At 70.5% G+C, this 25,356-nt stretch carries 19 protein-coding genes and 1 tRNA gene; 4 read left to right on the top strand and 16 right to left on the bottom strand.

Annotation, left to right across the window (positions count from 1 at the left end; all coding sequences use genetic code 11):
- Positions 1-126 precede the first annotated feature (126 nt).
- Both ACWCO2_RS09115 and ACWCO2_RS09110 read right to left on the bottom strand, forming a co-directional pair.
- Positions 127-861, bottom strand: a complete 735-nt coding sequence (locus tag ACWCO2_RS09115; protein WP_450127186.1) for an ESX secretion-associated protein EspG — start codon at positions 859-861, stop codon at positions 127-129.
- Positions 862-935: 74 nt separating this feature from the next.
- Entirely contained in the window at positions 936-2,741 is a 1,806-nt protein-coding gene (locus ACWCO2_RS09110) for a hypothetical protein (RefSeq protein ID WP_450127185.1), read from the bottom strand.
- A gap of 552 nt (positions 2,742-3,293) precedes the next feature.
- On the opposite strand from ACWCO2_RS09110, the gene ACWCO2_RS09105 reads away from it, so the two are divergent.
- On the top strand, positions 3,294-4,088 hold the full coding sequence (locus ACWCO2_RS09105) for an SGNH/GDSL hydrolase family protein (protein WP_450127184.1): 795 nt from the start codon (positions 3,294-3,296) through the stop codon (positions 4,086-4,088).
- Between the two features lie 369 nt (positions 4,089-4,457).
- Here the strand turns inward: ACWCO2_RS09105 and ACWCO2_RS09100 are convergent, their stop codons facing one another.
- Positions 4,458-7,244, bottom strand: a complete 2,787-nt coding sequence (locus ACWCO2_RS09100; protein WP_450127183.1) for an AfsR/SARP family transcriptional regulator — start codon at positions 7,242-7,244, stop codon at positions 4,458-4,460.
- Between the two features lie 342 nt (positions 7,245-7,586).
- On the opposite strand from ACWCO2_RS09100, the gene ACWCO2_RS09095 reads away from it, so the two are divergent.
- A complete protein-coding gene (locus tag ACWCO2_RS09095) occupies positions 7,587-8,621 on the top strand; it encodes an ADP-ribosylglycohydrolase family protein (RefSeq protein ID WP_450127182.1) in 1,035 nt (344 codons plus the stop codon).
- Positions 8,622-8,627: 6 nt separating this feature from the next.
- Here ACWCO2_RS09095 and ACWCO2_RS09090 read toward each other — a convergent pair whose 3' ends face one another.
- The 5 genes from ACWCO2_RS09090 to ACWCO2_RS09070 all read right to left on the bottom strand — a co-directional run bounded on the left by ACWCO2_RS09090 (position 8,628) and on the right by ACWCO2_RS09070 (position 13,369).
- The gene (locus ACWCO2_RS09090) at positions 8,628-9,113 is read right to left on the bottom strand and encodes an ion channel (protein WP_450127181.1); all 486 of its coding nucleotides are present in this window, start codon (positions 9,111-9,113) and stop codon (positions 8,628-8,630) included.
- Positions 9,114-9,392: 279 nt separating this feature from the next.
- Positions 9,393-10,250 carry a metal ABC transporter permease gene (locus ACWCO2_RS09085; RefSeq protein WP_450127278.1) on the bottom strand — a complete coding sequence of 286 codons (858 nt, stop codon included), beginning with the start codon at positions 10,248-10,250 and terminating at the stop codon, positions 9,393-9,395.
- 17 nt (positions 10,251-10,267) lie between these two features.
- Entirely contained in the window at positions 10,268-11,113 is an 846-nt protein-coding gene (locus tag ACWCO2_RS09080) for a metal ABC transporter ATP-binding protein (RefSeq protein WP_450127180.1), read from the bottom strand.
- Positions 11,114-11,116: 3 nt separating this feature from the next.
- Complete coding sequence (locus tag ACWCO2_RS09075) at positions 11,117-12,058, bottom strand: metal ABC transporter solute-binding protein, Zn/Mn family (protein ID WP_450127179.1); 942 nt, start codon at positions 12,056-12,058, stop codon at positions 11,117-11,119.
- A gap of 216 nt (positions 12,059-12,274) precedes the next feature.
- The gene (locus ACWCO2_RS09070) at positions 12,275-13,369 is read right to left on the bottom strand and encodes an ABC transporter ATP-binding protein (protein WP_450127178.1); all 1,095 of its coding nucleotides are present in this window, start codon (positions 13,367-13,369) and stop codon (positions 12,275-12,277) included.
- A gap of 186 nt (positions 13,370-13,555) precedes the next feature.
- Here ACWCO2_RS09070 and ACWCO2_RS09065 point away from each other — a divergent pair, with 186 nt between their 5' ends.
- Positions 13,556-14,656 (top strand): LacI family DNA-binding transcriptional regulator, encoded by a 1,101-nt coding sequence (locus ACWCO2_RS09065; RefSeq protein ID WP_450127177.1) that lies wholly within the window; start codon positions 13,556-13,558, stop codon positions 14,654-14,656.
- Positions 14,657-14,744: 88 nt separating this feature from the next.
- Here the strand turns inward: ACWCO2_RS09065 and ACWCO2_RS09060 are convergent, their stop codons facing one another.
- The 8 genes from ACWCO2_RS09060 to ACWCO2_RS09025 form a co-directional block, all read right to left on the bottom strand.
- Positions 14,745-16,415, bottom strand: coding sequence for a polyamine aminopropyltransferase (locus ACWCO2_RS09060; RefSeq protein WP_450127176.1), 1,671 nt, complete (start codon positions 16,413-16,415; stop codon positions 14,745-14,747).
- A complete protein-coding gene (locus tag ACWCO2_RS09055; RefSeq protein WP_450127175.1) occupies positions 16,412-16,837 on the bottom strand; it encodes a DUF350 domain-containing protein in 426 nt (141 codons plus the stop codon). Before ACWCO2_RS09055 ends, ACWCO2_RS09060 begins: the two co-directional genes overlap by 4 nt.
- A 30-nt stretch (positions 16,838-16,867) precedes the next feature.
- The gene (locus tag ACWCO2_RS09050; protein ID WP_450127174.1) at positions 16,868-17,920 is read right to left on the bottom strand and encodes a hypothetical protein; all 1,053 of its coding nucleotides are present in this window, start codon (positions 17,918-17,920) and stop codon (positions 16,868-16,870) included.
- Entirely contained in the window at positions 17,917-18,354 is a 438-nt protein-coding gene (locus tag ACWCO2_RS09045) for a DUF4247 domain-containing protein (RefSeq protein ID WP_450127173.1), read from the bottom strand. The genes ACWCO2_RS09050 and ACWCO2_RS09045 overlap by 4 nt, the downstream gene beginning before the upstream one ends.
- Positions 18,355-18,358: 4 nt before the next feature.
- On the bottom strand, positions 18,359-18,979 hold the full coding sequence (locus ACWCO2_RS09040; RefSeq protein ID WP_450127172.1) for a DUF4178 domain-containing protein: 621 nt from the start codon (positions 18,977-18,979) through the stop codon (positions 18,359-18,361).
- A gap of 372 nt (positions 18,980-19,351) precedes the next feature.
- Complete coding sequence (gene otsB / locus ACWCO2_RS09035; protein ID WP_450127171.1) at positions 19,352-21,901, bottom strand: trehalose-phosphatase; 2,550 nt, start codon at positions 21,899-21,901, stop codon at positions 19,352-19,354.
- A 116-nt stretch (positions 21,902-22,017) separates the two neighbouring features.
- A complete protein-coding gene (locus tag ACWCO2_RS09030; protein WP_450127170.1) occupies positions 22,018-23,457 on the bottom strand; it encodes an alpha,alpha-trehalose-phosphate synthase (UDP-forming) in 1,440 nt (479 codons plus the stop codon).
- A gap of 135 nt (positions 23,458-23,592) precedes the next feature.
- Entirely contained in the window at positions 23,593-25,035 is a 1,443-nt protein-coding gene (locus ACWCO2_RS09025; protein WP_450127169.1) for a threonine/serine ThrE exporter family protein, read from the bottom strand.
- 231 nt (positions 25,036-25,266) lie between these two features.
- Between ACWCO2_RS09025 and ACWCO2_RS09020 the strand changes: the two genes are divergently transcribed.
- A tRNA-Thr gene (locus ACWCO2_RS09020) sits at positions 25,267-25,342 on the top strand.
- Positions 25,343-25,356 lie beyond the last annotated feature (14 nt).

Below are 25,356 nucleotides of genomic sequence, written 5' to 3'. Positions count from 1 at the left end.
TGTAACTCCCGAGCCCCGAGCTAGCCCCACCGAACAGCGGCCCCGAGGACCTCGCGGACCGTCGTCCGGTGCACCGGGGTTCCACAGGTGTCGGCGTGTTGGGGCCCGACATGGTCCGGCGTGTCGTCAGATGTGGTTCTGGCGGGTGCGGTCGAGGAGGGTGGCCAGTTGGCCTGCGATGGTTCGCTTGTCGGCCGGGCCGCAGGTGACCACGTCCCGGCCTTCGGCTCGTTCGCCCTGGAGGGCGTAGCGGCCCTGTTCGTTGTCGAACCAGATCAGGTTCGGCTGGCGGGGGCCGTTGCGGCGGTCGCCGCTGACCACGAAGTGGCCGAGGCGGAACTTCTGGCGCGAGGTGATCGCGCGCAGCTCAGCCAGGCCGTCGATGTCGGCGTCGGTCGGATGCCCGCTGCTGCGATCGGCCACCGCGCGCACCGGGCCCTCCGTGCCCAGGGGGGCGTCGGGCAGCAGGTCCGCGCACGCCCGCGGCAGCGCGTCCGGCGCCAGGAAGCTCATCCGCAGCCCGCGGCCGTCGAGCACGCCGACGACTCCGACCTCGCCGGTGGCCACCACCCGCGCCGCCAGCCGATGTCCGGCGCGCACGTCCAGCAGACCGGCCGCCGCGATCGACACCTCGGAGCTGCACAGCAGGTAGAGCGCGTCCTCGACCTCCGGCTCCGGACGCCCGTTTCTCGCCAGACCGGTGGACTCCAGCTCCTGCCAGACCTGCTGCACCAGCCGGTTGCGGTCCTCGCCCAGCTCCCCGATCCGGGGCAGCTCGAACGGGTACTGCCGCACGGTGAGGTTCAACTGCTCACCGAGCACGTCGACCGCGGGGATCGACAAGTTGATCGTCTCGACCATCGAACGCTCATTTCGAGTCTGGGTGCAGCGGCCGGTGCGGGTCGGCCCATCGACCCGCACCGGCCGTGCCCGCGCTAGAAGTCCCGGTAGCTCGACGGCGCTTCGCCGAGCACCGGCGGCGCCACCAGACGGCTGCCGCCGTCGCCCTCGTCGTCGTCGAAGAGCTCGTCGGCCTCGATCAGGAACTGCGGCACGACGTTGCTCCCGCTCTCGCCCGGCTTGTAGCCGGAGCCGACCTGCAGGTCGTTGTCGTTGCGACGCTCTTCCTTGAAGTCGTCGGCCGACCACGTGGTGTTCCGGCCGTAACCGGCGCGCGCCGAACTGCCCGACCAGCCACCGGACGAGCCCATCGGCCCGAACCCGCCGTCGGCGCGCTGCGCGAACTTCGGCGCACGCGCCGCAACCGGACGCGACTCCTCCTTCGGCGGCGGAGCCGGAGCGGGCTCCGGCGGACGCGGCGGCTCCGCACGCGGCGGAGCCGGCTGCGGCGGACGACCGGGCGGCCGACCGGCGGACGGAGCACCGTCCGGCGCCGGAGGCGGCGGACCCGGAGCGACCGGCGGACGCGGGGGCAGACCGCCAACGGCGGGAGCACCCGGCGGCCCCTGCGGAGCAGGGCCGTTCAGCTCAGCCGGAGGCGGACCCGCGAAGCGGGGACCGGCCGACGGCGGAGCGTCCGGCGGCAGCGGACGGCCCGGAGGGCCGTCGAGCGGAGCGTCGGCCTGCGGAGCAGGAGCGTGCGGCGGAGCCGCATCGGGCCGCGGCGGAGCCGGGAACGGGCCGCTCGGCGGGCCGTCGGGCCCGGCCTCGTGCCGGGGCGGCTCGTCGGGCGCGGGCGGCGGAGGGCCGTCGGGGCGCGGCGGCGGACCATCCGCGCCCAACTGACCGAAAGCACCGCTCGGCGGACCGGTCTGCAACGGCGGTTCGCCGTTGGGGCCCGGCTGCGGGCCGTCCGGGCGCGACTGCGGAGCTTCGTGCCGCGGCGGAGCATCCGGTCCGGGCTGCGACAGCGCATCGTTGGGCGGCGGACCGTCCGGACGGAGCTTGCCGATGGGTCTGCTGGGCGGACCCACCCGGATCGGCGGGCCGAGCTCGTCCGGCCCCGGCGGCAGACTCTCGCGCCGCGGCGGAGGGCCGTCCGGACGTGGCGGCTGACCATCCGGTCCGACCTGCGCGAAGGCACCGCTCGGCGGGCCCATCTGCGGCGGTGGACCGTCGGAGGCGCCCTCGCGGCGCGGGGGCGGACCGTCGGAGGCGCCCTCGCGGCGCGGCGGCGGACCGTCCGGCGCACCCTCGCGGCGCGGGGGCGGGCCGTCGATCGGGGCCTGCGGTGGCGGGCCTTCCCGACGCGGCGGCGGGCCGGGCTCGGCACGCGGACCATCCGGTCCGGGCTGGGCGAAGGCGCCGCTCGGCGGGCCGAGCGGCGCTTCGGGTGCCAGCGAGCCGGTCAGGGATCCGCTCATGGCGCTGGGACGGGGCGGCGGCGCGGGCAGGTCGCCGTCCAGGGATCCGGAGAGCTCCGGTTCGGCCGGGCCGCCGAGGTCGCCGGACAGCGTGGACTTCCCGGTCGCGGGCGGCTTCTGGCGGTCCGGCGCCGGGCGGGTGGCTTGGAGCTGTCTGCGCTGCTCCTGCTCGAAGCGCTCCGGCAGCTGCTCAACGCGCTGCCAGAACGCGAACGGGTGCGGTTCGCCGGTCATGGCCGCGAACTCGGCACGCAGGTCGAAGCGCATCGGGCGCGGTGCGGTCCGGGCACCTCCAGGTGCGGGCGGCTCGCCGAGCGAGCCGCGCGGTGCGTCCGAATGGCGTCCGCCAGGACCGACCTGTTGCGCGTCGAAGCCCGCGGGCTCCGGCGCGGACGCCGGATTCTGCGGTGACGTCACGATTCCCCCAGGTACTTGGGACGGTCGAATCGCCTCGCGGCATCCGGCTGAGTCCGGATGGCGGGCACATTGGAACCGACGCGGTAGAGCATTCCGTCGTTCCCCGCTTCAACCGACCGCGATGCGGCAGACAGGCAGACGGCGTCGCACGTGCGCCTCCCCTAGCGCACGGCGGGCTGCCACCTGCGTAAATGCCGACATCGCGGGCCCCCTCGTTACTTCTGTTACCGCCGAAGGACAGTAGCAGCTGAGGTTCACCCGTACTGGTGTTTCCGGGAACAGCCACCCGGTTGCCGCTTCGATCAGCCAAAAGCACCGCACGGCAAGGGAAAGCACCCGCCCGGGATCCGGTGTCGACCGGTCGGGAAACCCGTCGTCGCGCTTCCTCCGGCCGCGGGAAACCAAAGCTCCCAAAACGCCCAGAAAAACTAGACTCGTCAGTGTCGTTAATCACTAAAGCCGGAACCGACGGTGGCGTAGGTAGAGATTCGAACGCCACTGTTGTTCTCGGATCACCGCGTGGGCGGGAGGAATCACCGGGAAGGAGTTGACATGGCAACGCAGCGCAGCGCCGGCTCGGCCCGCTGGGACAGCTTCGTCGCGTTGGGGGACAGCTTCACCGAAGGCCTGGACGACGCCCGGCCGAACGGCGCGTTCCGGGGCTGGGCGGACCGGGTCGCCGAGCACCTCACCGCGGACAACCCCGACCTGAGCTACGCGAACCTGGCCGTGCGCGGCAAGCTCATCCGCCAGATCGTCGACGACCAGGTGCCGCAGGCCATCGAGCTGCGGCCGGGCCTGGTCTCGTTCACCGCCGGCGGCAACGACATCATCCGCCCCGGCAGCGACCCGGACACCGTGGCGCAGCTCTTCGAACCCGCGGTCGCCGAACTGCGCGCCGCGGGCATCGACGTGCTGATCGGAACCGGCTTCGACACCACCGAAACGCCGATCCTGCGCCACGTCCGCGGGAAGGTTGGCACCTACAACTCGCACCTGCGCTCCATCGCGGACCGGCACGGCTGCTACGTGCTGGACCTGTGGTCGATGCGCGTGCTGCGGGACTCGCGAGCCTGGAGCGACGACCGGTTGCACCTGTCGGCCGACGGCCACCGCCGAGTCGCGCTGCGCGCCTGTGAGGCGCTGGGCGTGGAGACCGGTGAGGACTGGCGCGAGCCGTGGCCGGATGCGGCGGAGACGTCGTGGCGGACCCAGCGCGCCGAGGACATCAAGTGGGCTCGGGAGTACCTGGCACCGTGGATCGGTCGCCGGTTGCGCGGGGTGTCCAGCGGAGACGGCCGCGGGCCCAAGCGCCCGCAACTGGAAAAGCTGACCGCTGCGAAATGACCTGCGGATAGGACGAAGTGCGGACCTCCGGCATGCATACCCGTTCGGCCGAAAGCCCGCACTCACCCCCATCGTCCATTCGGGAGGCGTCCCGAATGCTTCCGCCCCCCTAGCGGCCGCCCCGGTCGACCTCGAAAGGACGACCGGGGCGACCGGGCGACAATCCCCCCTTGGACTCCCCCCCAGAGCCGCCCGTCAGTGCGAACCTCGCACGGCTTGATCCGCACTGAACACAAAGTCCCAGCGGGCGCTGCACAGCGGCTAAATGCGCGCTAAACGCTTGCGAATCCGGTCGCGCGGAAACCCCCACCGGCGCGTTTCCCGAAAATTCATCTTAGGGGCGGCATCCCGACAGCGCGAGCAAATCAATCAGGCGGGCGTGGCCAACGCGTCCAGCCGTTCCTGCACCTCGGCCACGCGCGGCGAACCCTCCGCCTCGAAGATCGCCAGCGCCGTCTCCCACCTGGTGCGGGCCACCGCCAGGTCACCGCGGCAGCGTGCCGTGTCGCCCAGCCCGAGGTAGGCCGAGGCCTGCCGCATCGCCGACCCGCACTTCAGCGCGACGTCGAGGGCGTCGTGGTGGTAGCGCTCGCCGTCGTCGAGCCAGCCGAGCTCGATGCAGACCTCGCCGCAGTTGTTCAGCACCATCGCCAAGGTGTCCAGGTCGTCGGCGGCGCGGTAGAGCGCTTCGGCCTCGCGCAGGTGCGCCAGCGCCTCTTCCAGCTCACCGTTGATCTGCTCGACCATGGCGAGGTTGTTCAGCGCCCCGGCCTCGAAGTAGCTGTCGCCGAGCGATCGGTAGACGCGCAGCGCGTCCTGGCAGTGCGCCTTCGCCTCGTCGTAGCGCTTGAGCCGGAACAGGACGCTGGCCATGTTGATCTGCGTCATCGCCCGCCGCGACGCGTCGTCGTTGGCCACCGCGACCCGGTAGGACTCGTCGTAGTGGGCCAGCGCCTCGTCCAGCTGCCCGAACCGCGAGTGTGCCACGCCCAGCCCAGCCGACATCAGGACCTTGCCGGTCGGGTCGTCCGCCGCTCGCGCGGAGTCCAGCCCGTCGGTGTAGAGGCGGATCCAGTCCTCCCACGGACAGCGCACCATCAGGTAGTTGAACTGCAGCCGAGCCAGCTGCCAGGCGAAATCGTGCATGCCTCGCGCCTTGGCGGCCCGGACCGCCGCGATCAGGTTCGGCCACTCGGCGTCGAACCAGTCCAGCGCCTGGGCGCGGTCGTTGATCTCGGGCGGGCGGATCGCGCTGACGAAGTTCAGCTCGTCGCGCGTCGGACGCAGGAAGCGGCGCGCGTGGTCGGCCACGGCCAGGTAGTGGTTGAGCAGCCGGCGCAGCGGACCGGTGTCGTCGCACTCGACCAGCAGGTCACGGGCGTACACCCGCAGCAGGTCGTGCATGGCGAAGCGGTCCGGTTCCGGCTCGACGACCAGGTGCGCCAGCGCGAGCGTCCGCAACCGGCGCTGCGCGTTGGGCGGATCGGTGTCGCACAGGGCCGCGACGGCGTCAGCGGTGAAGGTGTGGCCGGGCACCAGGCCGAGCAGCCGGAACGTCTCGGCGTGCACCGGGTGCAGGCTTCGGTAGGAGATGTCGAAGGCGCGGCGCACGCTGGTGTCCGCGTCGTCGTCGATGTCCAGCGCGTGCAGGCGATTTCGCTCGTCGGTGAGCTCGTGCACCAGATCCGACACCCCGCGCGCCGGGTTCGCGGCCAACCTCGCCGCGGCAATGCGCAACGCCAGCGGCAGACCGCCGCACAGCTCCGCGAGCTCGGCCGCCGCGACCGGCTCGGACGCCGACTTGCCCGGCACGCCCGCACGGTCCAGCAGCTCGATCGCCGATGCGGTGGGCAGCGTCTCCAGCGGCAGCACCGTCGCGCCGCTGCGCACCACGAGCCCGTCCAGCCGCCGTCGACTGGTCACCAGCACCAGCGATTCCGCGCTGCCCGGCAGCAGCGGTCGGACCTGCTCGGAGTCGCGCGCGTTGTCCAGCAGCACCAGCACCCGCCGCTTGGCCAGCAGCGACCGGTACAGCGCAGCACGGTCGTCCAGCTCCACCGGGATCGCATCGGCTGCCACGCCGAGCGCCTTCAACATGCTGGTCAGCGCCTCGCCGGGGCTCAGCGGTTCGCGCTCGGAGTCGTAGCCGCGCAGCGAGGCGTAGAGCTGGCCGTCGGGGAACTCGTGCTCGACGCGGTGCGCCCAGGTCAGCGCGAGCGCGCTCTTGCCGACGCCGGCGATCCCGGTGAGCGCCGCGAGCAGACTGGAGCCGCGTTCACGCTCGGCCAGCAGCCGGTCCAGCTCGCCGAGCTCGTGGCGGCGACCTACGAATCCGGCCGGGGCCGGGGGCAGTTCGGCCGGAGTGGGGCGCTTGATGCCCAGTGCCGGTTCCGAGCGGTGCTGCGGGCTGCGCAGCGCCGGATCGTCGCGGAGCACCTGCTCGTAGAGATTGCGCAGGTCAGGACCTGGGTCCAGGCCGAGCTCGTCGGAGAACCTGCGGCGCAGTTCGTGGAACTTGGCCTGTGCTTCGGCTCGGTGCCCGGCGCGGTAGCTGGCGAGCATCAGCTGCCCGGTCAGGCGCTCGCGCAGCGGGTACCGGTCGACGAGCGTGGACAGCTCCAGCACCAGCTGGTGGTGGCGGCCCAGGTCCAGGTCTGCGTCGACGCGCTCCTCCAGCGCGAGCAGCCGCAACTCGTCCAGGTTCGGCGCGACCATTTGGTACAGGCGGCTGCTGGAAATGTCGGTGAGCACCGGACCTCGCCAGAAGCTCAGAGCTTCGCCCAGCACGCGCGAGCGCTCGGCCGGGTCGAGGCCGTGCGCGCGGTTGATCAGGGCGCGGGCGCGGTGCGCGTCGATGCGCTCGGCGTCGACGCTCAGCAGATAGCCCGGCGGGCGGGTGACGATCTTGGGACCGTCCGGCTCACCTGCGCCGAAGAGCTTGCGCAGGCGGGAGATGTAGCCCTGGATGATGGTGCGGGCGGTGGCCGGCGGGTCGTGCTCCCAGGTGGTGTCGATCAGCCGGTCCATGGACACGATCTGGTTCGGCTCGAGCAGCAGGCAGGTGAGCAGAGCGCGGACCTGGACGCTGCCCATCGGGCGCGCGACGCCATCAACGAGCACCTCAAGCGGACCGAGCACGCGGAACTCGAATCCCATGACCGGTGCTCCGCTCGGTCTGTCGTGCGGCGCCATCATCTCCTAATCCGATTCTCGCTCATGTTTCGTTGAGCCTTCAGACAGTCTCGACCAAGGTCCACATCGAGTCCACACCCCTGGCGAACCTCACCTCGGGGCCGACACACCGTAACGAGGAGTCGATGCAGGCGGCCGGAATGCCGAGCAGCCCTCACCTCAATGGAGGAATGCACGGTGGGACCTGGATGCAATCCGCGACGACCCGCCGTTGACGACAAACGTCTCCCCGCCGATGAACACGCCAAGTAAAGTTTGGCCCGTCGATCACCCGAACGAGGACACTGCGGAAGGAGAGCCCCACCCGTGCGCACACCATCCACAGTGGTCGATCGCGCGGTGGCCTGCCTGCTCGGCGGGGCTCTGGGCGACGCCATCGGCAGCCCGGTCGAGTACGCGCAGCTGGACGACATCCTGGCCGAGTTCGGCCAGGACGGAGTGTCCGAACCACCACCTCAAGCGCTGCTCGGCGACGCCACGCAGATGACGCTGTTCACCGGCGAGGGCTTCCTGCACGCCTGGACGACCGGCAACAACGGCGGCCCCTGGCGCCCGGTCGAGTCGACCGCAGCCGCTTACCAACGGTGGTTGATCACCCAGCAGGAGGACAAGCCGCAGGCCGGCGCGACGGGTCTGCTGGCCGAGCCCGAGCTGTACGCCAGCCGGGCTCCCGGCCTGACCAGCCTCCGCTCACTCCAGGAACCCGAGCTCGGCACTCCGGACCGGCCGCGCAACAGCTCGAAGGGCTGCGGCGGGGTCGACCGCAGCGCGCCCCTCGGCCTGGCGCCGAGCGGCGAGATGGCCTACCAGCTGGCCTGCCAGTGCGCCGCGCTCACCCACGGCGGCGTCGGCGGCTGGGCCTCGGCCGGGGCGATGGCGCTGATCGTGCACCTGGTCGCGGTCCAGGACCGCAAGTTGCCGGCCGCCGTGGACCAGGCCGCCGGACGAGTGCTGCGCGAGGACGCCGAGACCGCGAGCGCGCTGGCAGAGGCCGCGACGCTGGCCCGGCTCGGCGCCAGCGTCGGCCACATCGAACGCCTGGGACAGGGCTGGATCGGCCCGGAAGCGCTGGCCATCGGCGTCTACTGCGCGCTGGCCCTGCCGAAGCCGGAGCAGTTCGCGGACGCGGTGCGGCTCGCGGCCAACCACTCCGGGCACAGCGACTCCACCGCGGCCCTGACCGGAGCCATCCTCGGTGCCCGCCACGGCACAGCGGTCCTCCCCCGCCCCTGGCTGGCCCGCCTGGAACTGGCGGACGTGATCGAGCGGATCGGCCACGACCTCGGAGCCTCCTGCGCGGGCATCCAGTTCAACGAACGCCGGTACCTGGGCCTCGCCTGACTCAGGTCAGGAGCGGTTTGCCTTGGTCCGCAGGGCCGCCACCGCCATGCCCAGGAAGCCGATGTTGAAGGCCATGTGGAAGGCCGCCACCGCCCGGGCGAGCTGGGAGATCGCGTGCACGTCGCCGAAGCCGACAGTGCTGGTGATCGACAGGGAGAAGTACAGCGCGTCGGTCCTGGTGCGCAGCGAGGCGATCGCATCCGGCTCGTAGCGAGCGAGTACGAAGTAGACGGCGGCGAAGAACAGCACCGCCAGGTATAGCGCCGCCACCACGCCCACGATCGAATGCCCGCGGTCGCCCCGGAACCGGTACACCTCGACCAGGACCAAGCTCGAGATCACCAGCAGTCCCGCGCCGAAGGCCACGATCGCGCCGATGGTCCCCGTCCGCCCGAACTCGCCGATCGGCAGCGCGTAGTAGACGGCGGTGCACACCACCACGGCCCCAACCGTGGCAACCAGGTTGATCAGCACTTTCCGCCGAGCCCCCACGAGCGCCAGGTTGTGCCACCACAGGCCCCACCGCCATTCGACCCACCAACCTCAGACTCCCGCAAGTTGTCCACAGGCGACCGGACTTGCCCACAGGCGTCGGTGTGTCCGGCACCCGACACGCCTGGGCAACGGCGCCGGGATCACAGTTTCAATTGAAACTGTAAATCCCACCCACGGCGGATCACAGTTTCAATTGAAACTGTGGTCCCGCTGGCGACAAGTCCACTCGGCCGGGTGGTGGCTGCGGTTCGGGTCAGGCGGTGGCTGGGGTTCGGGTCAGGCGGTGACCGGGGTTCGGGTCAGGCGGTTGAGGCGGCGTTTGCCGATGACCCGGCAGGCCAGGTAGATCACGAACGAGATGATCGTGACGAAAGCGCTCACCGGGGCTCCCGGGGCCAGCGACAGGACGATGCCACCCAGAACTGCGAACTCGGCGAACACCACGGCCAGCACGGTCGCCTTCAGCGGGCTGGCCGTGACCCGGGCCGCCGCAGCACCCGGCGTCACCATCAGCGCCAGCACCAGCAGCGCGCCGACGGTGTGCACGCCGAGCGCAGTCGCCACGCCGACGAGCACCGCGAACAGCGGGGTCAGCACCCGTGCCGGCACCCCGCGCGCAGCCGCGACATCGGGATCGACGCTGGCGAACAGCAGCGGCCGGTACACGAAGCCGAACACCACCAGAACGAGCACCGCGCTGGTCGTGAGCAGCAGGACGTCGGTCGAGTCCACCCCGACGATCTGGCCGACGAGCAGGCTGAACTTGTTCGCGGTGCGCTCCGGGTTCAACCACAGCAGCAGCACGCCAACACCCAGACCGAACGACAAGATCGCGCCGATCACCGAGTCCCGCTCAGAACCGCGCTGCCCCAGCAACCCCAGCAACAACGCCGCGACCACGGCACCGGCCAGCGCGCCGACACCAACGCTGACGCCGACCAGCAGCGCCGCCGCAGCACCGGTGAAGGCCAGCTCAGCGGTGCCGTGCACGGCGAAGGACATCTTGCGCGCCACCACGAGCGGCGCCAGGCAGCCCGACACCAGGCCGAGCGCCGCGGCGGCCAGCAGCGCTTGCTGGACGAACGGGTAGCCGAGCAGGTTCACCATCGTGCTGAAGTCGAAGAGCTTGCTCAGCGCCTCGGTCATCGCGTTCACGCTTCGTCAGCCTCTTCCACGTGGTGGTGGTCGTGGTCGTCGGCACCGGCGACCACCAGCCGACCGCCGACGCGGGCGACCTCGATGTCGGTGCGGTACAGCTCGGACAGGGTCGCCGAGTTCATCACCTCGTCCGGGGTACCGACCCGGAACCGGCCGTCGACCAGGTAGAGCACCCGGTCGACCAGCGGCAGCACCGGGTTGATCTCGTGCGTCACGAACAGCACCGCGGCCCCGGCCCGACGCGCCTGGTCGGCGATCAACCGGCTCACCTTGCGCTGGTGCGCGACGTCCAGCGACAGCAGCGGCTCGTCGCACAGCAGCACCGACGGGTCGCTGACCAGCGCCTGAGCCACTCGCAGCCGCTGCTGTTCACCACCGGAGAGAAGGCCCAGCGGCATCCGCGCGTACGGCGTCGCCTCGACGGCTTCCAGCGCGGCGGCGACCCGGCGCTTGCGCTCGCGGCGGTTGCCGAACCCGACGCCCCAGTGGTGCCCGTCCAACCCGAACCCGACCAGGTCGCTGCCGCGCACGGTCACGGTGGCTTCCAGCGCCCGCTGCTGCGGGATGTAGCCGATCCGGTTGCTGCCGCGGCGCGCCGGATCGCCGGCAATCTCCACGCTGCCCGCGCTCAGCGACTGCAGGCCGAGCAGCACCTTGAGCAGGCTGGTCTTGCCGGAACCGTTCGGCCCGAGCACGGCCAGGAACTCGCCGGGAGCGACTTCCAGGTCCAGCCCGGACCACAGGGTCCGGCTGCCGTAGGAGAGCGCAGCGTCCTGCAGCCGCACCGCAGGAGCGGTGGGCGGCGCGATGGCCTGCGAGGTCTCGGATTTGGCGGTCATGCCTCAGCGATTCTGGTTGAGGGCGCTCTGCAGCGCGGTGATCTGGTTGTCCATCCACTGCACGTAGGTCTTGCCCTCCGGCAGCGTTTCGTTCATCTCCACGACCGGGATCTGGTTCCGCTCGGCGGCGCTGCGCACGTTGCGGGTGACCGGCGATTCGGTCTGCGGGTTGTAGACGACCGCCGCTGCCTGCTTGCCGTTGATCGCGTTCTGGATCTCGGCGACCGCCGCGGCCGACGGGTCGGACTCGGCCTCGATGGCGTTGACGAACGACTGCGGGGTGACGTCGCGCAGCTGGGCGGCCTCGACCAGGTAGTGCGCGACCGGCTCGGTGACGATCACCGGCTTGCCGTTGTCGGCCTTGGCGATCTCACCGACCTTGCCCTCGAGCGCTTCGACCTCGGCTTCGAACTGCCCGGCCGCCTGGTGGAACTGCTCGGCCTTGCCGGGCTGGAGCTTGCCGAGCTCGTCGGCGATCTGGTCGGCCACCTGGTGCACGACGTGCAGGTCGTACCAGACGTGCTCGTTCACCGAGTGGTCGTGACCAGCGTGTCCGTGGTCGTGCTCGGCGTGCTCGCCCTCGTCGGCGGCTGCTTGCACGGTGGGCTTCTGGTCGCTGCTGCGGAGGATCTGCTCGATGAACGAGTCGTAGCCGCCGCCGTTGAACACCACCAGGTGCGCGTCGGTGACCTTCGCGGCGTCCTGCGGGGTGCTCTCGTAGGAGTGCGGGTCGGCGTTGGGGTCGCTGACGATCGACTCGACCTCGACGGCGTCCCCGCCGACGGCCTGCGCGACGCTGCCCCAGACGCTGGTGGACGCGACGACCTTGATCTTGTCGTCCGGTCCGGGCGCGGTCGGTCCTACAGTCCCGCAGGCGGTCAGCGCGAGGGTGGCAGCGGACAGTCCGGCCACGGCGGTGGACGCAGAGCGACTGCGAGAGGTCATCGACCGCACTCCTAGGTGATCAGTCTTGCGCAGCAGGCTGACGGCTTACTGCGAACGGTAACGGAAACCGTTGTCAACTACAGTCTAAGCACGTCGCCTTGCAACACTCCACCGAGTGGGTTATTCCCCACCCCGAGCGCCGCCCTGAGACGCGAAGACGCCCCCGCCAGGACGGACCTGCGGGGGCGTCAGCCGTCGGGGTTCGCGCTCGGCGTGTCAGGCAGCCAGGCGGGCTCCGGTCTCCGGGTGGAACAGGTGCACCTCGCTGTGGTCGCGCAGCGCCACCTTGACCTGCTGCCCCAGCGCTGGCGGGGTGCGGCCGTCAGTGCGGACCACGAAGCGCTCCTGGGAACCGTTGATGTCGATGGCGCCGTGGATCAGCGCGTCCGCGCCCAACTCCTCGACGAGCTCGACGGTCATGTCCAGCCCGTCGTCTTCGCTGGGAACCAGCGACAGCGCCTCCGGCCGCACGCCGAAGGTCACCTTCTCCAGGCCGTCCGCAGCGGCCAGCGTCTGACGCGACAGCGGGACCGTCGTGCCGTCCAGCACCGCCCCTTCGCTGGTCAGCGGCACCGTCTTGAGGTTCATCGCGGGCGAGCCGATGAATCCGGCCACGAACGCGTTCGCCGGGTTCTCGTACAGCTCGCGCGGGCTGGCGCACTGCTGCAGCAGACCGTCCTTGAGCACCGCCACCCGGTGCCCCATCGTCATCGCCTCGACCTGGTCGTGGGTGACGTAGATGGTGGTGGTGCCCAGCCGCTTCTGCAGCGCGGCGATGTTCGCGCGGGTCTCCACCCGCAGCTTGGCGTCGAGGTTCGACAGCGGCTCGTCCATCAGGAACACGCTGGGCTCGCGGACGATCGCGCGCCCCATCGCGACGCGCTGCCGCTGACCGCCGGAGAGCGCCTTGGGCTTGCGGTCCAGGTACTTCTCCAGGTCCAGCATTCGCGCCGCTTCGGTGACCTTTTCCTTGATGACGGCCTTGGGCGTCTTGCGGAGCATGAGCGCGAAGCCCATGTTCTCGGCCACGGTCATGTGCGGGTACAGCGCGTAGGACTGGAACACCATCGCGATGTCCCGGTTCTTCGGCGGGGTGTGCGTGACGTCGGTGCCGCCGATGGTGATGCCGCCTTCGTCGACGTCCTCCAGGCCGGCGAGCATCCGCAACGCCGTCGACTTGCCCGAACCGGACGGTCCGACCAGCACCAGGAACTCGCCGTCGGCGATGTCCAGCTCCAGCTGGTCGACGGCCCTGACCGGCGGATTCCCCTGGTACACGCGCGACGCGTTGACGTATGCAACCTCAGCCATGTGTGACGCACCTTTCACTGAACCGGTCCGGAAACCGTAACCGGTCCAACACCAAAGGTCATCCCCTCGAATGAACCAACTCTCTGCGTCATCACACTGCGTCGCTCCGCGTTCGGGACTCGAACATGAGTGGGATCTGCATCATGCTCACTTCACCGAGGGGTACTGAACCGTTACGGTTCCTCCATGGCGCGGTCAATGAATGCCCGGCGGCCTGCGACGCTCGCTTCGCTCGCTGCAGAACTCGGGGTCTCCCGGACCACGGTTTCGAATGCGTACAACCGTCCTGACCAGCTCTCACCCGAGCTGCGCAAGCGGGTTCTCGAGACGGCTCGCCGCCTCGGCTACCCCGGTCCGGACCCGGTTGCGCGTTCCCTGCGCACCCGGAAAGCGGGTGCGGTCGGCTTGCTGCTCACCGAGAACCTCTCCTACGCGTTCCGCGATCCGGGCGCCGTCGGCTTCCTCGAAGGACTGGCACTGGCCTGTGAAGACGCCGGACAGGGCCTGACCCTCATCCCGGCGAGCCCCGAGCGCGAGGACGTCGCCGCGGTGCACCGCGCCGGCGTGGACGGCTTCGTCGTCTACTCCGTCCCCGAGGACGACCCGCACCTGGCCGCGGTGCTCGAGCGCCCGGTGCCGGTGGTGGTCTGCGACCAACCGCGGCTGGACAACGTCGACTGGGTCGGCCCGGACGACCGCAAGGCCATCAAGAGCGTGGCCGACCACCTGATCGGACTCGGCCACCGCCGCATCGGCGTGCTCTGCATGCGCCTGGCGCGCGGCCGCAACGACGGCCCCGCACCCGTGCAGCGGCAGGCAAACGCCAGCTTCCACGTGCAGAAGGCCCGCCTGACCGCGCTGGCGGAAGCGTTCAGCGAAGCCGGCGTCGACTGGACGACAGTCCCGGTCGTCGAGCGCTTCGACCACACCACGGCGTCCGGCGCGTCGGCGGCGGCTCAGCTGTTGGAGATCGACCCGGACATCACCGCGATCGTGTGCACCTCGGACATACTGGCTCTCGGTGCGCTCAGCGAGGCCCGCAACCGCGGTCTGCGGGTTCCGGAAGACCTGACGATCACCGGTTTCGACGGCATCCCGGACGCCGAGCGGGTGGGCCTGACGACGGTGCGCCAGCCGTGGCTGGAGAAGGGCCGGGCGGCGGGTCGCCTGCTGCTGGAGACCAGCGAGCCGGGCCGTCCCCGCCACATCCAGCTGGAGACCCAGCTGATCACCGGCAGCACTTCCGCCCCGCCCCGCTCCGCCGAAGAGCGCTGGTTCGGCCCGTGACATCTACAGTTTCAATTGAAACTGTGAATCCCCGTGCCTGGGTTTTACAGTTTCAATTGAAACTGTGGTCCCCCTCCGGGAGCCCGGGTCAGTAGTTGTCCCACTCGCCTTGGGCGTGCTGGAGGATCGTCGGGTGCATCAGGGTCGACGGTTCCATGCCGGAGATTCGGGTTCGGTCCGGCGGGAACGTCGCCGCAGCGCGCAGGGTCGGTTCGTCCAGGGAACGCAGGGGTGGAACGTCCTGCGGCAGGCGGAGTTCCGGCGCTCCTGGCGAGGCCAAGGAGCTCCGTGCGGCCTCGGGGCCCGCAAGTTCAATGGGGATCGGACGTCCGATTTCCATTGAACTTGCGTCACCGGGTGACGCCGAGGCCAGGTGGAAGCCCCATTCGCCGAAGCTAGGGACCGTCACCTCGTACGGGACGGTGCGGAGGTCGGCCGCGCGCATGGTCGACTCGATGCACCAGAACGCGTTCGGCGCGAAGAACGGTGAGCCCGCTTGGACCACCACGCGCGCGTTGTCGGCCATCGCGTGGCGGACCAGGCCGTAGAACTCCGTCGAGTACAGCTTCGCGGTGGCCGTGGAGTCCGCGTCGGGCATGTCGACCAGCACCACGTCGTAGCGGTCGCGGTTCTCGCGCAGCCAGGTGAAGGCGTCTTCCGAGACCGTGCGAACCCGCGGGTCCTCGAAGGCGTGCTCGTTCAAAGTGGACACTCGCGGATCGGTGCGGGCCAGCCGCAGGACGGCCGGGTCGAGCTCCACCAGCGTGGCCTCGCGAACGTCGGGGTAGCGCAGAACTTCCCGCAGCACCAAGCCATCCCCGCCGCCCAGCACCAGGACGCGACCCCGGGGTCCCGCCATCGCCGGGTGCACCATCGCCTCGTGGTACCGGTACTCGTCCATCGAGCTGAACTGCAGATCGCCGTTCAAGTACATGCGGGTATCGGAAGTTCCGTTGAACGACGCCGATTCGGTGAGCACGACCTCCTGGTAAGGCGTGCGCTCGGCGTGCACCACCGGGTCCGCGTACAGCGCCTGCCGCGCGGTGACCTCGAAGTCGTCGGCGAACACGTACGCGCCCACCAGAACCCCGCCGACCAGCACCGACGCTCCGGTCAGCAGCAGCACCGCCCGCTTGGACAGCTCGCGGCGGAACACCGTGAGCACCAACGCGATACCGGCCGCGGCGTTGACCATGCCGACCACCAGCGCGCCCTGCACCTGGCCGAACAGCGGCAGCAGCAGGAACGGGAACGCCAGCCCGCCGACCAGACCACCGACGTAGTCGGCGGCGAACAGGTCCGCGACCGCGGAACCGGCGTCCTGACGCCGAATCCGCTGCAGCAGCACCATCAGCAGCGGGATCTCCGCACCGATCAACGCACCCAGCACCAGCGCGGTCGTGATCAGCGCCGGCGTGTAGAGGCTCAGCCACGCGAAGGCCGCGTAGAGCAGCAGCACGCTGAGCCCGCCCAGCAGTGCTAGCAGCAGCTCGATGGTCGCGAACGCCTCAGCTGCCCAGCGCTGCAACGGTTTCGCCGCCAGCGCGCCGACGCCCATCGCGAAGACCATCAGCGACAGCACGATCGACGCCTGCCCGACGGTGTCGCCGATCAGGTAGCTGCCCAGCGCGACCAGTGCGAGCTCATAGACCAGACCGCAAGCAGCGCAGACGAACACCGCCACCAGCACGGCGGTACGGGCGAGCCGACCGCGCGGCCTGCTGGGCGCGGCGTCCGGTTCGGCGGCGGTCTCGGTCACCAGATCGCCGCGGCGATGATCACCGCGATCACGAGGTGCGAACCCGCCGACACCCAGGTGGCCGGGTGCAGGTCAGGGGTGGACAGCTCATCGCCGAGCTTGCCCGGGGTGATCACGTCGATCAGCAGGAACGACAGGCTCATCAGGATCAGCCCCAGCAGGCCGTAGGCGAGAGTGCCGACGAGCCCGGCGACCAGATCGTCAGAGCTGGCGGCGATCGCCGTGGTCAGGATGATCCCGACGCCGAGCAGGCCGGAGACCAGCAGCAGCGCCGCGTTCGGGTTGCGCTGCACCCAGATCAGGTCGCGCAGCTTGCCCGGCGTGGCCAGGTCGACGAGCCCGTAGCCGAGCGCCATCATCGCCACGCCGATCGCCCCGTAGGCGACCGCGGCGAGCATGCCGTGGAGCAATTGCTGGAGCAAGGTGTGGTCCTTCTCGTGTGGTGAGCGGGGTCAGCGGCCGGGCCCGGGCGGCCCTGGATGTCTCGGCGGCCACGGCGGTTGCGGCCCGCCCTGCGGCGGCGGGAAGCCCTGGCCGGGCGGTGCCGGCGGATACGGACCGGGCGGCTGCCCGGGGAACTGGCCGTACTGCGGCCGACCATGCGGTGGCGGCCCCTGCGGCGGCCATGGCTGCTGCGGTCCAGGCGGTGGTCCCTGCGGCTGAGGCCCGGATGGCGGCCCTGGTTGCTGCGGTCCCGGAGGCTGCCCAGGCGGTGGTCCCGTCTGCTGCCACGGCGGCGGACCGGACGGCGTTCCGTCCGATGTGGACTTCTGCTTGGCGCGCCCGATGAAGCCGAACACCAGCCCCAGCACCACGACGAACCCCAGCACGCCGAGCCACACCCAGGTCGCCGTGCTCGAACCCGAGCCGTCGCCCGGCGGCAGCGGCGTGGTCGACGCATCGCCCGCCGGTTCCTCGTCCGACACCTCCGGCGCCTCCAACGCGCCGCTTTCCACCAGCAGCAGCGGAAGTCCCAGCGCCGCCTGCCCGGTGACGGTCACCGGCTCCTCGGCCAGCGAGTCCGCGGTCACGCCCATGTTCACGAAGTCGGTCGTGGTGGGCACCGGCCGCAGGTCTCCCGAGGTGACCACCTCGACGTCCGCGGCGTCCAGATCGTCTTCGGTGGACCCGAGTGCAACGCTGACCTGAACTTCGGCCCAGCGCGGGCAGCTGTCGGCCGGGACGTTCGGGCCCCGGCTGGAGCCCTGGTCGAACTCCTCGGTCGATCCGTCGAGGAGCTTCCAGCCGAAGCAGATCCCGTGCAGCTTCTCGGCCTCTGCCAAGCCTTTCGAGAGCTGCTCCGCGTCGGCGGGCGGGAACCGCTCGATCGACGGCCCGGAGTAGACGTCGCTGCTGGAGTAGAGGGTCGTGTCCTCGGAGGTGAAGCTGGTCTGCGGCGCACCGCCGAAGCCGGTCGACACGCTGACGATGCCCACCAGCGTGAAGAAACCGATCCCACCCGCGACGATCCCCATGTGGCGAGCGGGTTTCGAGACAGCGCTCATTTGCCCGCTCCGGGACCGCGACCGCGGAAGCTCTCGCCGCGCGGGCTGCTCCAACCCCAGACGCCGCCGACGTGCGAGTGGTAGCGGTGGTATGCGTGGCGGGCGTCCATCACGTGGATGACCGAACCCCGCTGGTGCGGCTTGATCACCACGGCGTCGTCGGAATACCGCAGGTAGATGCCGGAGGAGTCGGTGTACTGCGACTGCGGTCGCCACTTCTTGCTGATCTCGAACGCGACCGCGCTCGGCGCCTTCGGACTGGTGTACGCGCGGTTGTCGGCGTCGCCGCTCAGGTCCAGATTCGCCGCGCGCGTGTAGTTGTTCGCGATGTAACCGCGCGGGCTGGTGCCGGTGGAGAACACCGCCACCAGGCCGATGATCAACGCGAGCACCGCCGCGACTCCGGCCAGCGCGAACCAGAACTTCGGTTTCACGGGGTCAGCTTGCAGCGGGGTAGATGAGCACGTCGTAGCGGCTGAGCGCCTCACCGGTGCTGGCTTCCCAGTCGGCGTCGCCGTAGGACTCGAAGCCCAGCAGCGCGCCGTCCGACGACTCGTAATCGTGGTAGCGAACGGTGCCGTGCTCGGCCAGCCCGGTGGTGGCCTCGCTGCGGAACTCGGCGCCGCCGGACTCCTCGGAGTGGTAGGTGCGCCCGCCGAAGGTGATGGTCTTCGGGCCCGGCTCACCGGCGTCGGCCACCGGCGTCCACAGCGAGAGGATCAGGTCCGGGTCCTCTTCGACGGCCAACCACACCTGGGTGCCCTTGGAGTCGTCGAGCAGGTGCTCCGACCAGGTCCAACCGCCTTCGGACAGCCGCAGGCTGCCGCGCACGGTGAACGACTCGCCGCGCACCTCGACGATGTCGCCGGCCTTCAGCGCGCGCGGGTCGCCGCGCAGCGAGTCCTGATCACCGGTGTTGAAGGGATCGGTGGGGCGCTGCGGCTCCGGCGGCTCCGCTGCCGCGCGCTTGGCGCGGATCCCCATGATCACGGCGATCACCGCGACGACGATCAGCACGATCGCAAGAATGATCAACGCTGTGACCAACCCGTTGTTCACCCGTCTACCCTCCCCTTGCGCGAGCTCCGGCACAGAGGGTATTCGTGCGCCATCAACCGGATGACCCGATTCACCCAAATCGTGACCAGCGTCCCGGGAAGAACCCCGTGAGTGCTTTGGGCTGCTACAGCAACCCAAAGCACTCACGGGCGATGACATGCAAAACGTCGGCGGATCTTTTGCCTTTGATGCGCCGAAGGCTCACAGCCCACCCGCGCAACCGGCACCGCCGCGGGTTCTCAGCGTTCGCCTGGCGAGGACGGCCCTGACGCCGCGTATTGGCACACACAAGTCAGGGCGCCCGCAGACCAGGCGGACGCTGAGGTTCCGCTACCCGCACCGCCACGCAAAAGGACCACCGGAGACAGATCCTCAGGCCGACAGCAGCTGGGCGCAGCGGATCAGGCCCAGGTGGGAGTAGGCCTGCGGGTGGTTGCCCAGGGAGCGCTCCGCGATCGGGTCGTACTCCTCGGACAGCAGGCCCGTCGGGCCCGCCGTGTCCACGATCTGCTGGAACAGCTCCTCCGCCTCGGTGCGACGGCCGATCAGCAGGTACGCCTCGATCAGCCAAGCCGCGCAGAGGTGGAAACCGCCCTCGTCACCGGGCAGACCGTCGTCGCGCCGGTAGCGGTACACGGTGGACCCGCTGCGCAGCTCCGCCTCGATCGCGGTGACGGTGGCCTTGAACCGCTCGTCGGCCGGGTCGATCAGCCCGGACAGGCCGACGTGCAGCGACGCCGCGTCCAGATCCGAGCCCTCGTAAGCGGTGGTGAACGCCTGCACGTCCGGATGCCAGCCGTTCTTCACCACGTCCTGGCCGATCTGGTCGCGCAGCGGCGCCCACGACGGGTCGGCCTCGCGGTCGTAGGCCTCGGCCAGCTTGACCGCGCGGTCCAGCGTCACCCAGCACATGACCTTGGAGTACACGTGGTGCCGCGGCACGTCGCGCTCTTCCCAGATGCCGTGGTCCGGCTCGAACCAGCGCTGCGAGACCGCCGCGGCCATCGCGGTGACCAGTTCCCAGTCGACCTCGCGAACCCGACCGGTGGCCTGCGCCAGGTGCGCGATCAGCTCCACCACCGGGCCGAACACGTCGAGCTGGACCTGCTGGTCGGCGAGGTTGCCAACGCGGACCGGCCGGGATCCGGCGTAGCCGGGCAGGCTGTCGATCACGGCCTCCGGGCCGAGCCCGGTGCCCTGCAGCGTGTACAGCGGGTGCAGCCGCTCCGGGCCGGGCAGCGTCTCGAGCACGCGGTGCAGCCAGTCCAGGAACGCCTCGGCCTCCTCGGTGGAGCCGAGGGTCACCAACGCCTGCGCGGTCATCGCGCCGTCGCGCAGCCAGCAGTACCGGTAGTCCCAGTTGCGCACGCCGCCGATCTCCTCGGGCAGCGAGGTGGTGGCAGCGGCCATGATCCCGCCGGTGTCGGTGTTGCACAGACCGCGCAGCGTCAGCGCCGAGCGGGCGACCAGGTCGCGCTCCACCTCGGGCAGCGACAGCGTCTTCATCCAGTCCGACCAGTACCGGTCGGCCTCGTCGCGACGCTCCAGTTCGGCCTGCGCCGGGGACAGGTCGTCCGCACCGCAGCGCAGTTCCAGCACGACGGGGTCGCCGTCGGTCAGCTCCAGCACCGCGCGCGCCGACTCGTGCATGCCGTCGGAGGTGATCTCCCACTGCACGCCCGGCGAGTACAGCACCATCGGCTCCGCCGTGCCCTGCACCCGCAGGCCGCCCGCTTCGGCGGTCAGCCGCACCGCCACCTGGCCGAACTCGGGGCGCGGCGCGAACTCGACATCCGCCGTGGTGCTGCCGCTGATCACGCGGACCACGTCGGTGCGGTGGCTCTCGGTGCCGTGCGCCAGGTAGTCGGTGACCAGCAGCCGCGACCAGCGCGTCTCCACGGTCATCGTGTTCGGCACGTAGCGCTGGCCCAGCGGCAGCGGGCTGCGCTGGGTGCCGTTGCCGCCGTGCGGGCGGACGCTGAAGTGGCCTGCACCGGAGCCGCCCAGCAGGTCGGCGAACACCGCCGCCGAGTCCGGACCGGGGTGGCACATCCAGGTCAGCCGCGCTTCCGGGGTGAGCAGGGCGACGGTGCGCTCGTTGGACAGCATCGTCAGGCGCTCGATCGGCGGGGCCTGCTCGCCGTAGAGCCAGGTCCGGCGCTCCTCCATCAGGAACGCCAGCACCGTCGCGACGTCGGCGGCGTCGCCGACCCGGTAGCGGCCCAGGGTGTCCCCGCTGCCGACCTTGATCCCCAGGTCAGGGCCGTGCAGGCGGGCGAAGGCCTTCTCGTCGGTGACGTCGTCGCCGAGGAACATCGCGGCGGTCGCACCGACCTGGTGGCGCAGGGTGTCCAGGGCGTTGCCCTTGTCGGTCTGCACCACCGCGAGCTCGATGACCTCCTTTCCCTCGGTCACCTGCACGCCGTCCCACTGGGCGGGGCCGGTGCGCACGGTCTCCAGCACCTCGCTGGCGACGTCGGGCTCGGCGCGGCGGACGTGCACCGCGACGCTGGCCGGCTTGGCCTCCAGCGTCACGCCTTCCTTGCCGCGCACGATGTCCTGCAGACCGATCTGCAGCTCGGTGCGCAGCTGGGTGGCTTCGGGTTGGAGCTCGTGCACGAACCCGACGTCGAACTCGGATCCGTGGCTGCCCACCAGGTAGACCTCGGCGGGCAGGCGGGACAGGATCGCCAGGTCGCGCAGCGCGCGCCCGGAGATCACGGCGGTGGTGGTGGCGGGCAGCGCGGCCAGCGAACGCAGGGCGTGCACCGACTCCGGCAGCGGTTTGGCCTGGGCGGGGTCCGCCACGATGGGCGCCAGGGTGCCGTCGTAGTCGCAGGCGACCAGAAGTCGGGGTGTCCGCGCGAGCTGCACGATCTCACGGCGCAGCTCCGCAGGCAGGGCTTCGGCGGTCAACGCCATACTCCTCATCAAAGGGCGTGGTCAAGGCTGTGTTGATCGATCCGGTTGGTGACCGACCGGTGTCAACCAGTATTGCTGACGCTTGGCGGTCCGTGTTGCGGACCAGTTACTCGCAGCTATTCCGCGAGGGGTGTGCCCAGAGCTTCGAGGAACGACCGCGCCCAGCGGTCGACATCGTGCGTGAGCACTTGCCTACGCAGTGCGCGCATCCTACGGCGTCCCTCGGCCTCGTCGATGTAGAGGGCGGCCAGCAACGCGTCCTTCACACCGTCGAGGTTGTGCGGGTTGACCAGGAAGGAACTCGTCAGCTCGGCGGCGGCTCCGGCGAACTCGCTGAGCACCAGCGCCCCGCCGAGATCGTGGCGGGAGGCGACGTACTCCTTGCAGACCAGGTTCATGCCGTCGCGGACCGGCGTCACCACCATGACGTCGGCGGCGCAGTAGAAGGAGACGAGGTCCTTGCGGTCCACCGAAGTGTGCAAGTAGTGCACCGCGGGGTGGCCGACGCGGCCGAACTCGCCGTTGATCCGGCCGACCTCGCGCTCGATGTCCTCGCGCATCTGCTTGTAGTGCTCGACGCGTTCCCGGCTGGGCGTGGCGATCTGGATCATCGTCACGTCCTCTGCCTTGACCTGCCCCTCGGCCAGCAGCTCGTGGAAGGCGTGCAGCCGGACGTCGATGCCCTTGGTGTAGTCGAGGCGGTCGACGCCAAGCATGATCTTGCGCGGGTTGCCGAGCTCCGCGCGCAGCGCCTTGACCCGCTGCTGGATCTCCTTGGTGCGCGCCAACCGGTCCAGCTCAGCGGAGGCGATGGAGATCGGGAACGCGCCCACCCGCACCGTCCGGTCGCCGACCTGCACCACGCCCGGCCGGGAGCGCACGCCGACCTGACCGCGGCTGGGTTCGAACCCGGCCAGCCGGCGGGCCAGCCACAGGAAGTTCTGCGCCCCGCCCGGGCGGTGGAAGCCGACCAGGTCGGCGCCCAGCAGTCCGCGCACTATTTCGGTGCGCCACGGCAGCTGCATGAACAGCTCGACCGGCGGGAACGGGATGTGCAGGAAGAACCCGATGCGCAGGTCGGGGCGCAGCTCCCGCAGCATCGCGGGCACCAGCTGCAGCTGGTAGTCCTGCACCCACACCGTCGCGCCCTCGGCGCTGACCTCCGCGGCGGCTTCGGCGAAGCGCCGGTTGACCCGCTGGTAGGCGTGCCACCAGGAGCGGTCGAACACCGGCGGCACCACCACGTCGTGGTAGAGCGGCCACAGCGTCGCGTTCGAGAATCCCTCGTAGTACTCAGCGAACTCAGTGGCCGACAGCCGCACCGGGTGCAGCTGCAGGCCATCGTCGGCGAACGGTTCGACGTCGATGTCGGCCACCCCGGGCCAGCCGACCCACGCGCCGCGCCGGGCGCGCAGGAACGGCTCCAGCGCGGTGACGAGGCCGCCGGGGCTGTGCTTCCAGCGCTCGGTGCCGTCGTCGAGACGCTCCAGATCGACCGGCAGCCGGTTGGCGACCACGACGAAATCCGCTCGGTTGGGCTTGCTGCCCTTGCTCACCGGTGTTCCTCCCGCCGTGTCAACGACCTGTCGCGAGGCTAGCTAATCCAGCCCGTCGCGGCGTGCTGCGCGCGGGTAAACCGGCGCAGCACCGGCCACGCCCCTTCCGAACAGCGAAAAGTGTGTCGAAGAGGGTCAATCCAACCGCCTCTTGGCGGGGCGCAGTGGCCCGGACAGCCGAGGTCCGGAGAAGCGGCGCTCCAACCTGCCGAGCCGGGTGCGCACAGGCTGGGCGAGGTATTCGCCGAGCACAACACCGGCGCCGAGCGCGAGACCGGTCGCGACGGCCAGCATCAGCGTGGTCGCGCCGCTCGCGCTGCCGAGCACGGACAGCTCGTACAGGCCGCGGTAGGTCGCCAGACCGGGCAGCAGCGGCGCCACGCCGGAAACCGCGATCACCAGGGATGGGATCCGCAGGCGGCGCGCGATGATCCCGCCGACGAAACCGACGATGGTGGTCGCGATCGCCCCGGCCAGCACGGTGTGCACCTCGGCCAGCGTCAGCACCGCGTGCACCCCCGCGGCGACCGCACCGCCGATCCCGGCCACCAGCAGCGGCCGCGGCGGCGCGTAGCTGGCGAGCGCGAAGCACGCCGACGTGGAGGCACCGGCGAGGATCTGCAGGGACAGCGACAGCGCAGGTGCGAGCACTTGAGCGCGCCCGACGTCGGTGGCGTTGATCCCGGCGACGGTGTCGCCGCCGAGACGCACGCCGAGGTAGAGCGGCAGCACCACACCGGCGATCAGCCCCGCTGACATCAGCGCGAGTTCGGCTATCCGGCCTGCGGCGGTGACGTTGTAGCCGGTGATGGCGTCCTGCATCGAGCCGACCACGGTCATGCCGGACAGCAGGACGATGATGCTCGCGGCCACCGCCAGCTGCGGGTCTTCCAGCCAGCCGATGGCGTAGAAGGTCATCGCGATGCTGGTGGCGATGGCCCCGCCGACGGCTTGCTGGAAGAAGAACGGCAGGGCGCGCTTGTTCAGCAGCCGCCCGATGCGGTCCACCAGCGCGGTCGCGGCGGCCGCGGTGATCGGCAGCATGACGCCGCCGCCACCGCCGCCGAGCAGCACGGCCAGCGAGGCCGCCATGCCCGCCCAGGCCACCGTCGCGACCCAGCGGGGGAACGGATGCGGAGCGGTGGTGATCCGGTCGAGTTCGGCGTAGGCGTCGGCGGCGGAGAGCTCGTTGGCGGTGATCCGCCGCAGCAGGTCTTCGACGTCGTCGAGCCGGGTGTAGTCGATGGAGCGGTTGCGGACCACGCGCAGCGAGGTGATCGGCGCGTGTTCGGTACCGCGGTAGCAGGAGACGGTGATCGACGTGTAGATCACGTCGACCTCGCAGTGCGGCAGACCGTAGGCGTTGACGACGGCGATGATCGTCGCGGTCACGTCGGAGGCACCGGCGCCGCTGGCCATCTGGACCTCACCGATGCGAAGGCCGAGGTCGAGCACGAGGTGGACGGTTGATTCTTCGGGCAGGGCAGGCCCGTAGACGACGTTGCGAGCCCCCGGCGGGATGGTGGCCTCCGGGTCGCGCCGCCGCAGCACACCCCGGGCGCGCTGCGTGATTCCCAATGCTGCTCTTCCCTCCTGCCGCCCAGCTTCGCGGGCGGATCGCCGTGCCGGACCTTCCCCTCGGGGATCGCCTGTCATGAGCTGACCGTTGCACCTAGATTCCGTGGCGTCCATCACTATCGCGCCGGTCGCCTGCCAGCGGCGAAGAACATCCTCCGCCCGCAGTACCCCAGCCGCTTCCCAAACGACCGCCACCGATGCTTACGATGTCCCCGCACGAACGAAGTGCACGCCGCTGTAGCTCAGCTGGTAGAGCGCCCGCCTTGTAAGCGGACGGTCAGGGGTTCGAGTCCCCTCAGCGGCTCCAAAGTTACCCGACCA

The organism is Saccharopolyspora sp. NPDC002376, from assembly GCF_053593195.1.
The sequence above is the reverse complement of the archived record's forward strand: the minus strand, read 5'-3'. Positions and strand labels throughout refer to the sequence as shown.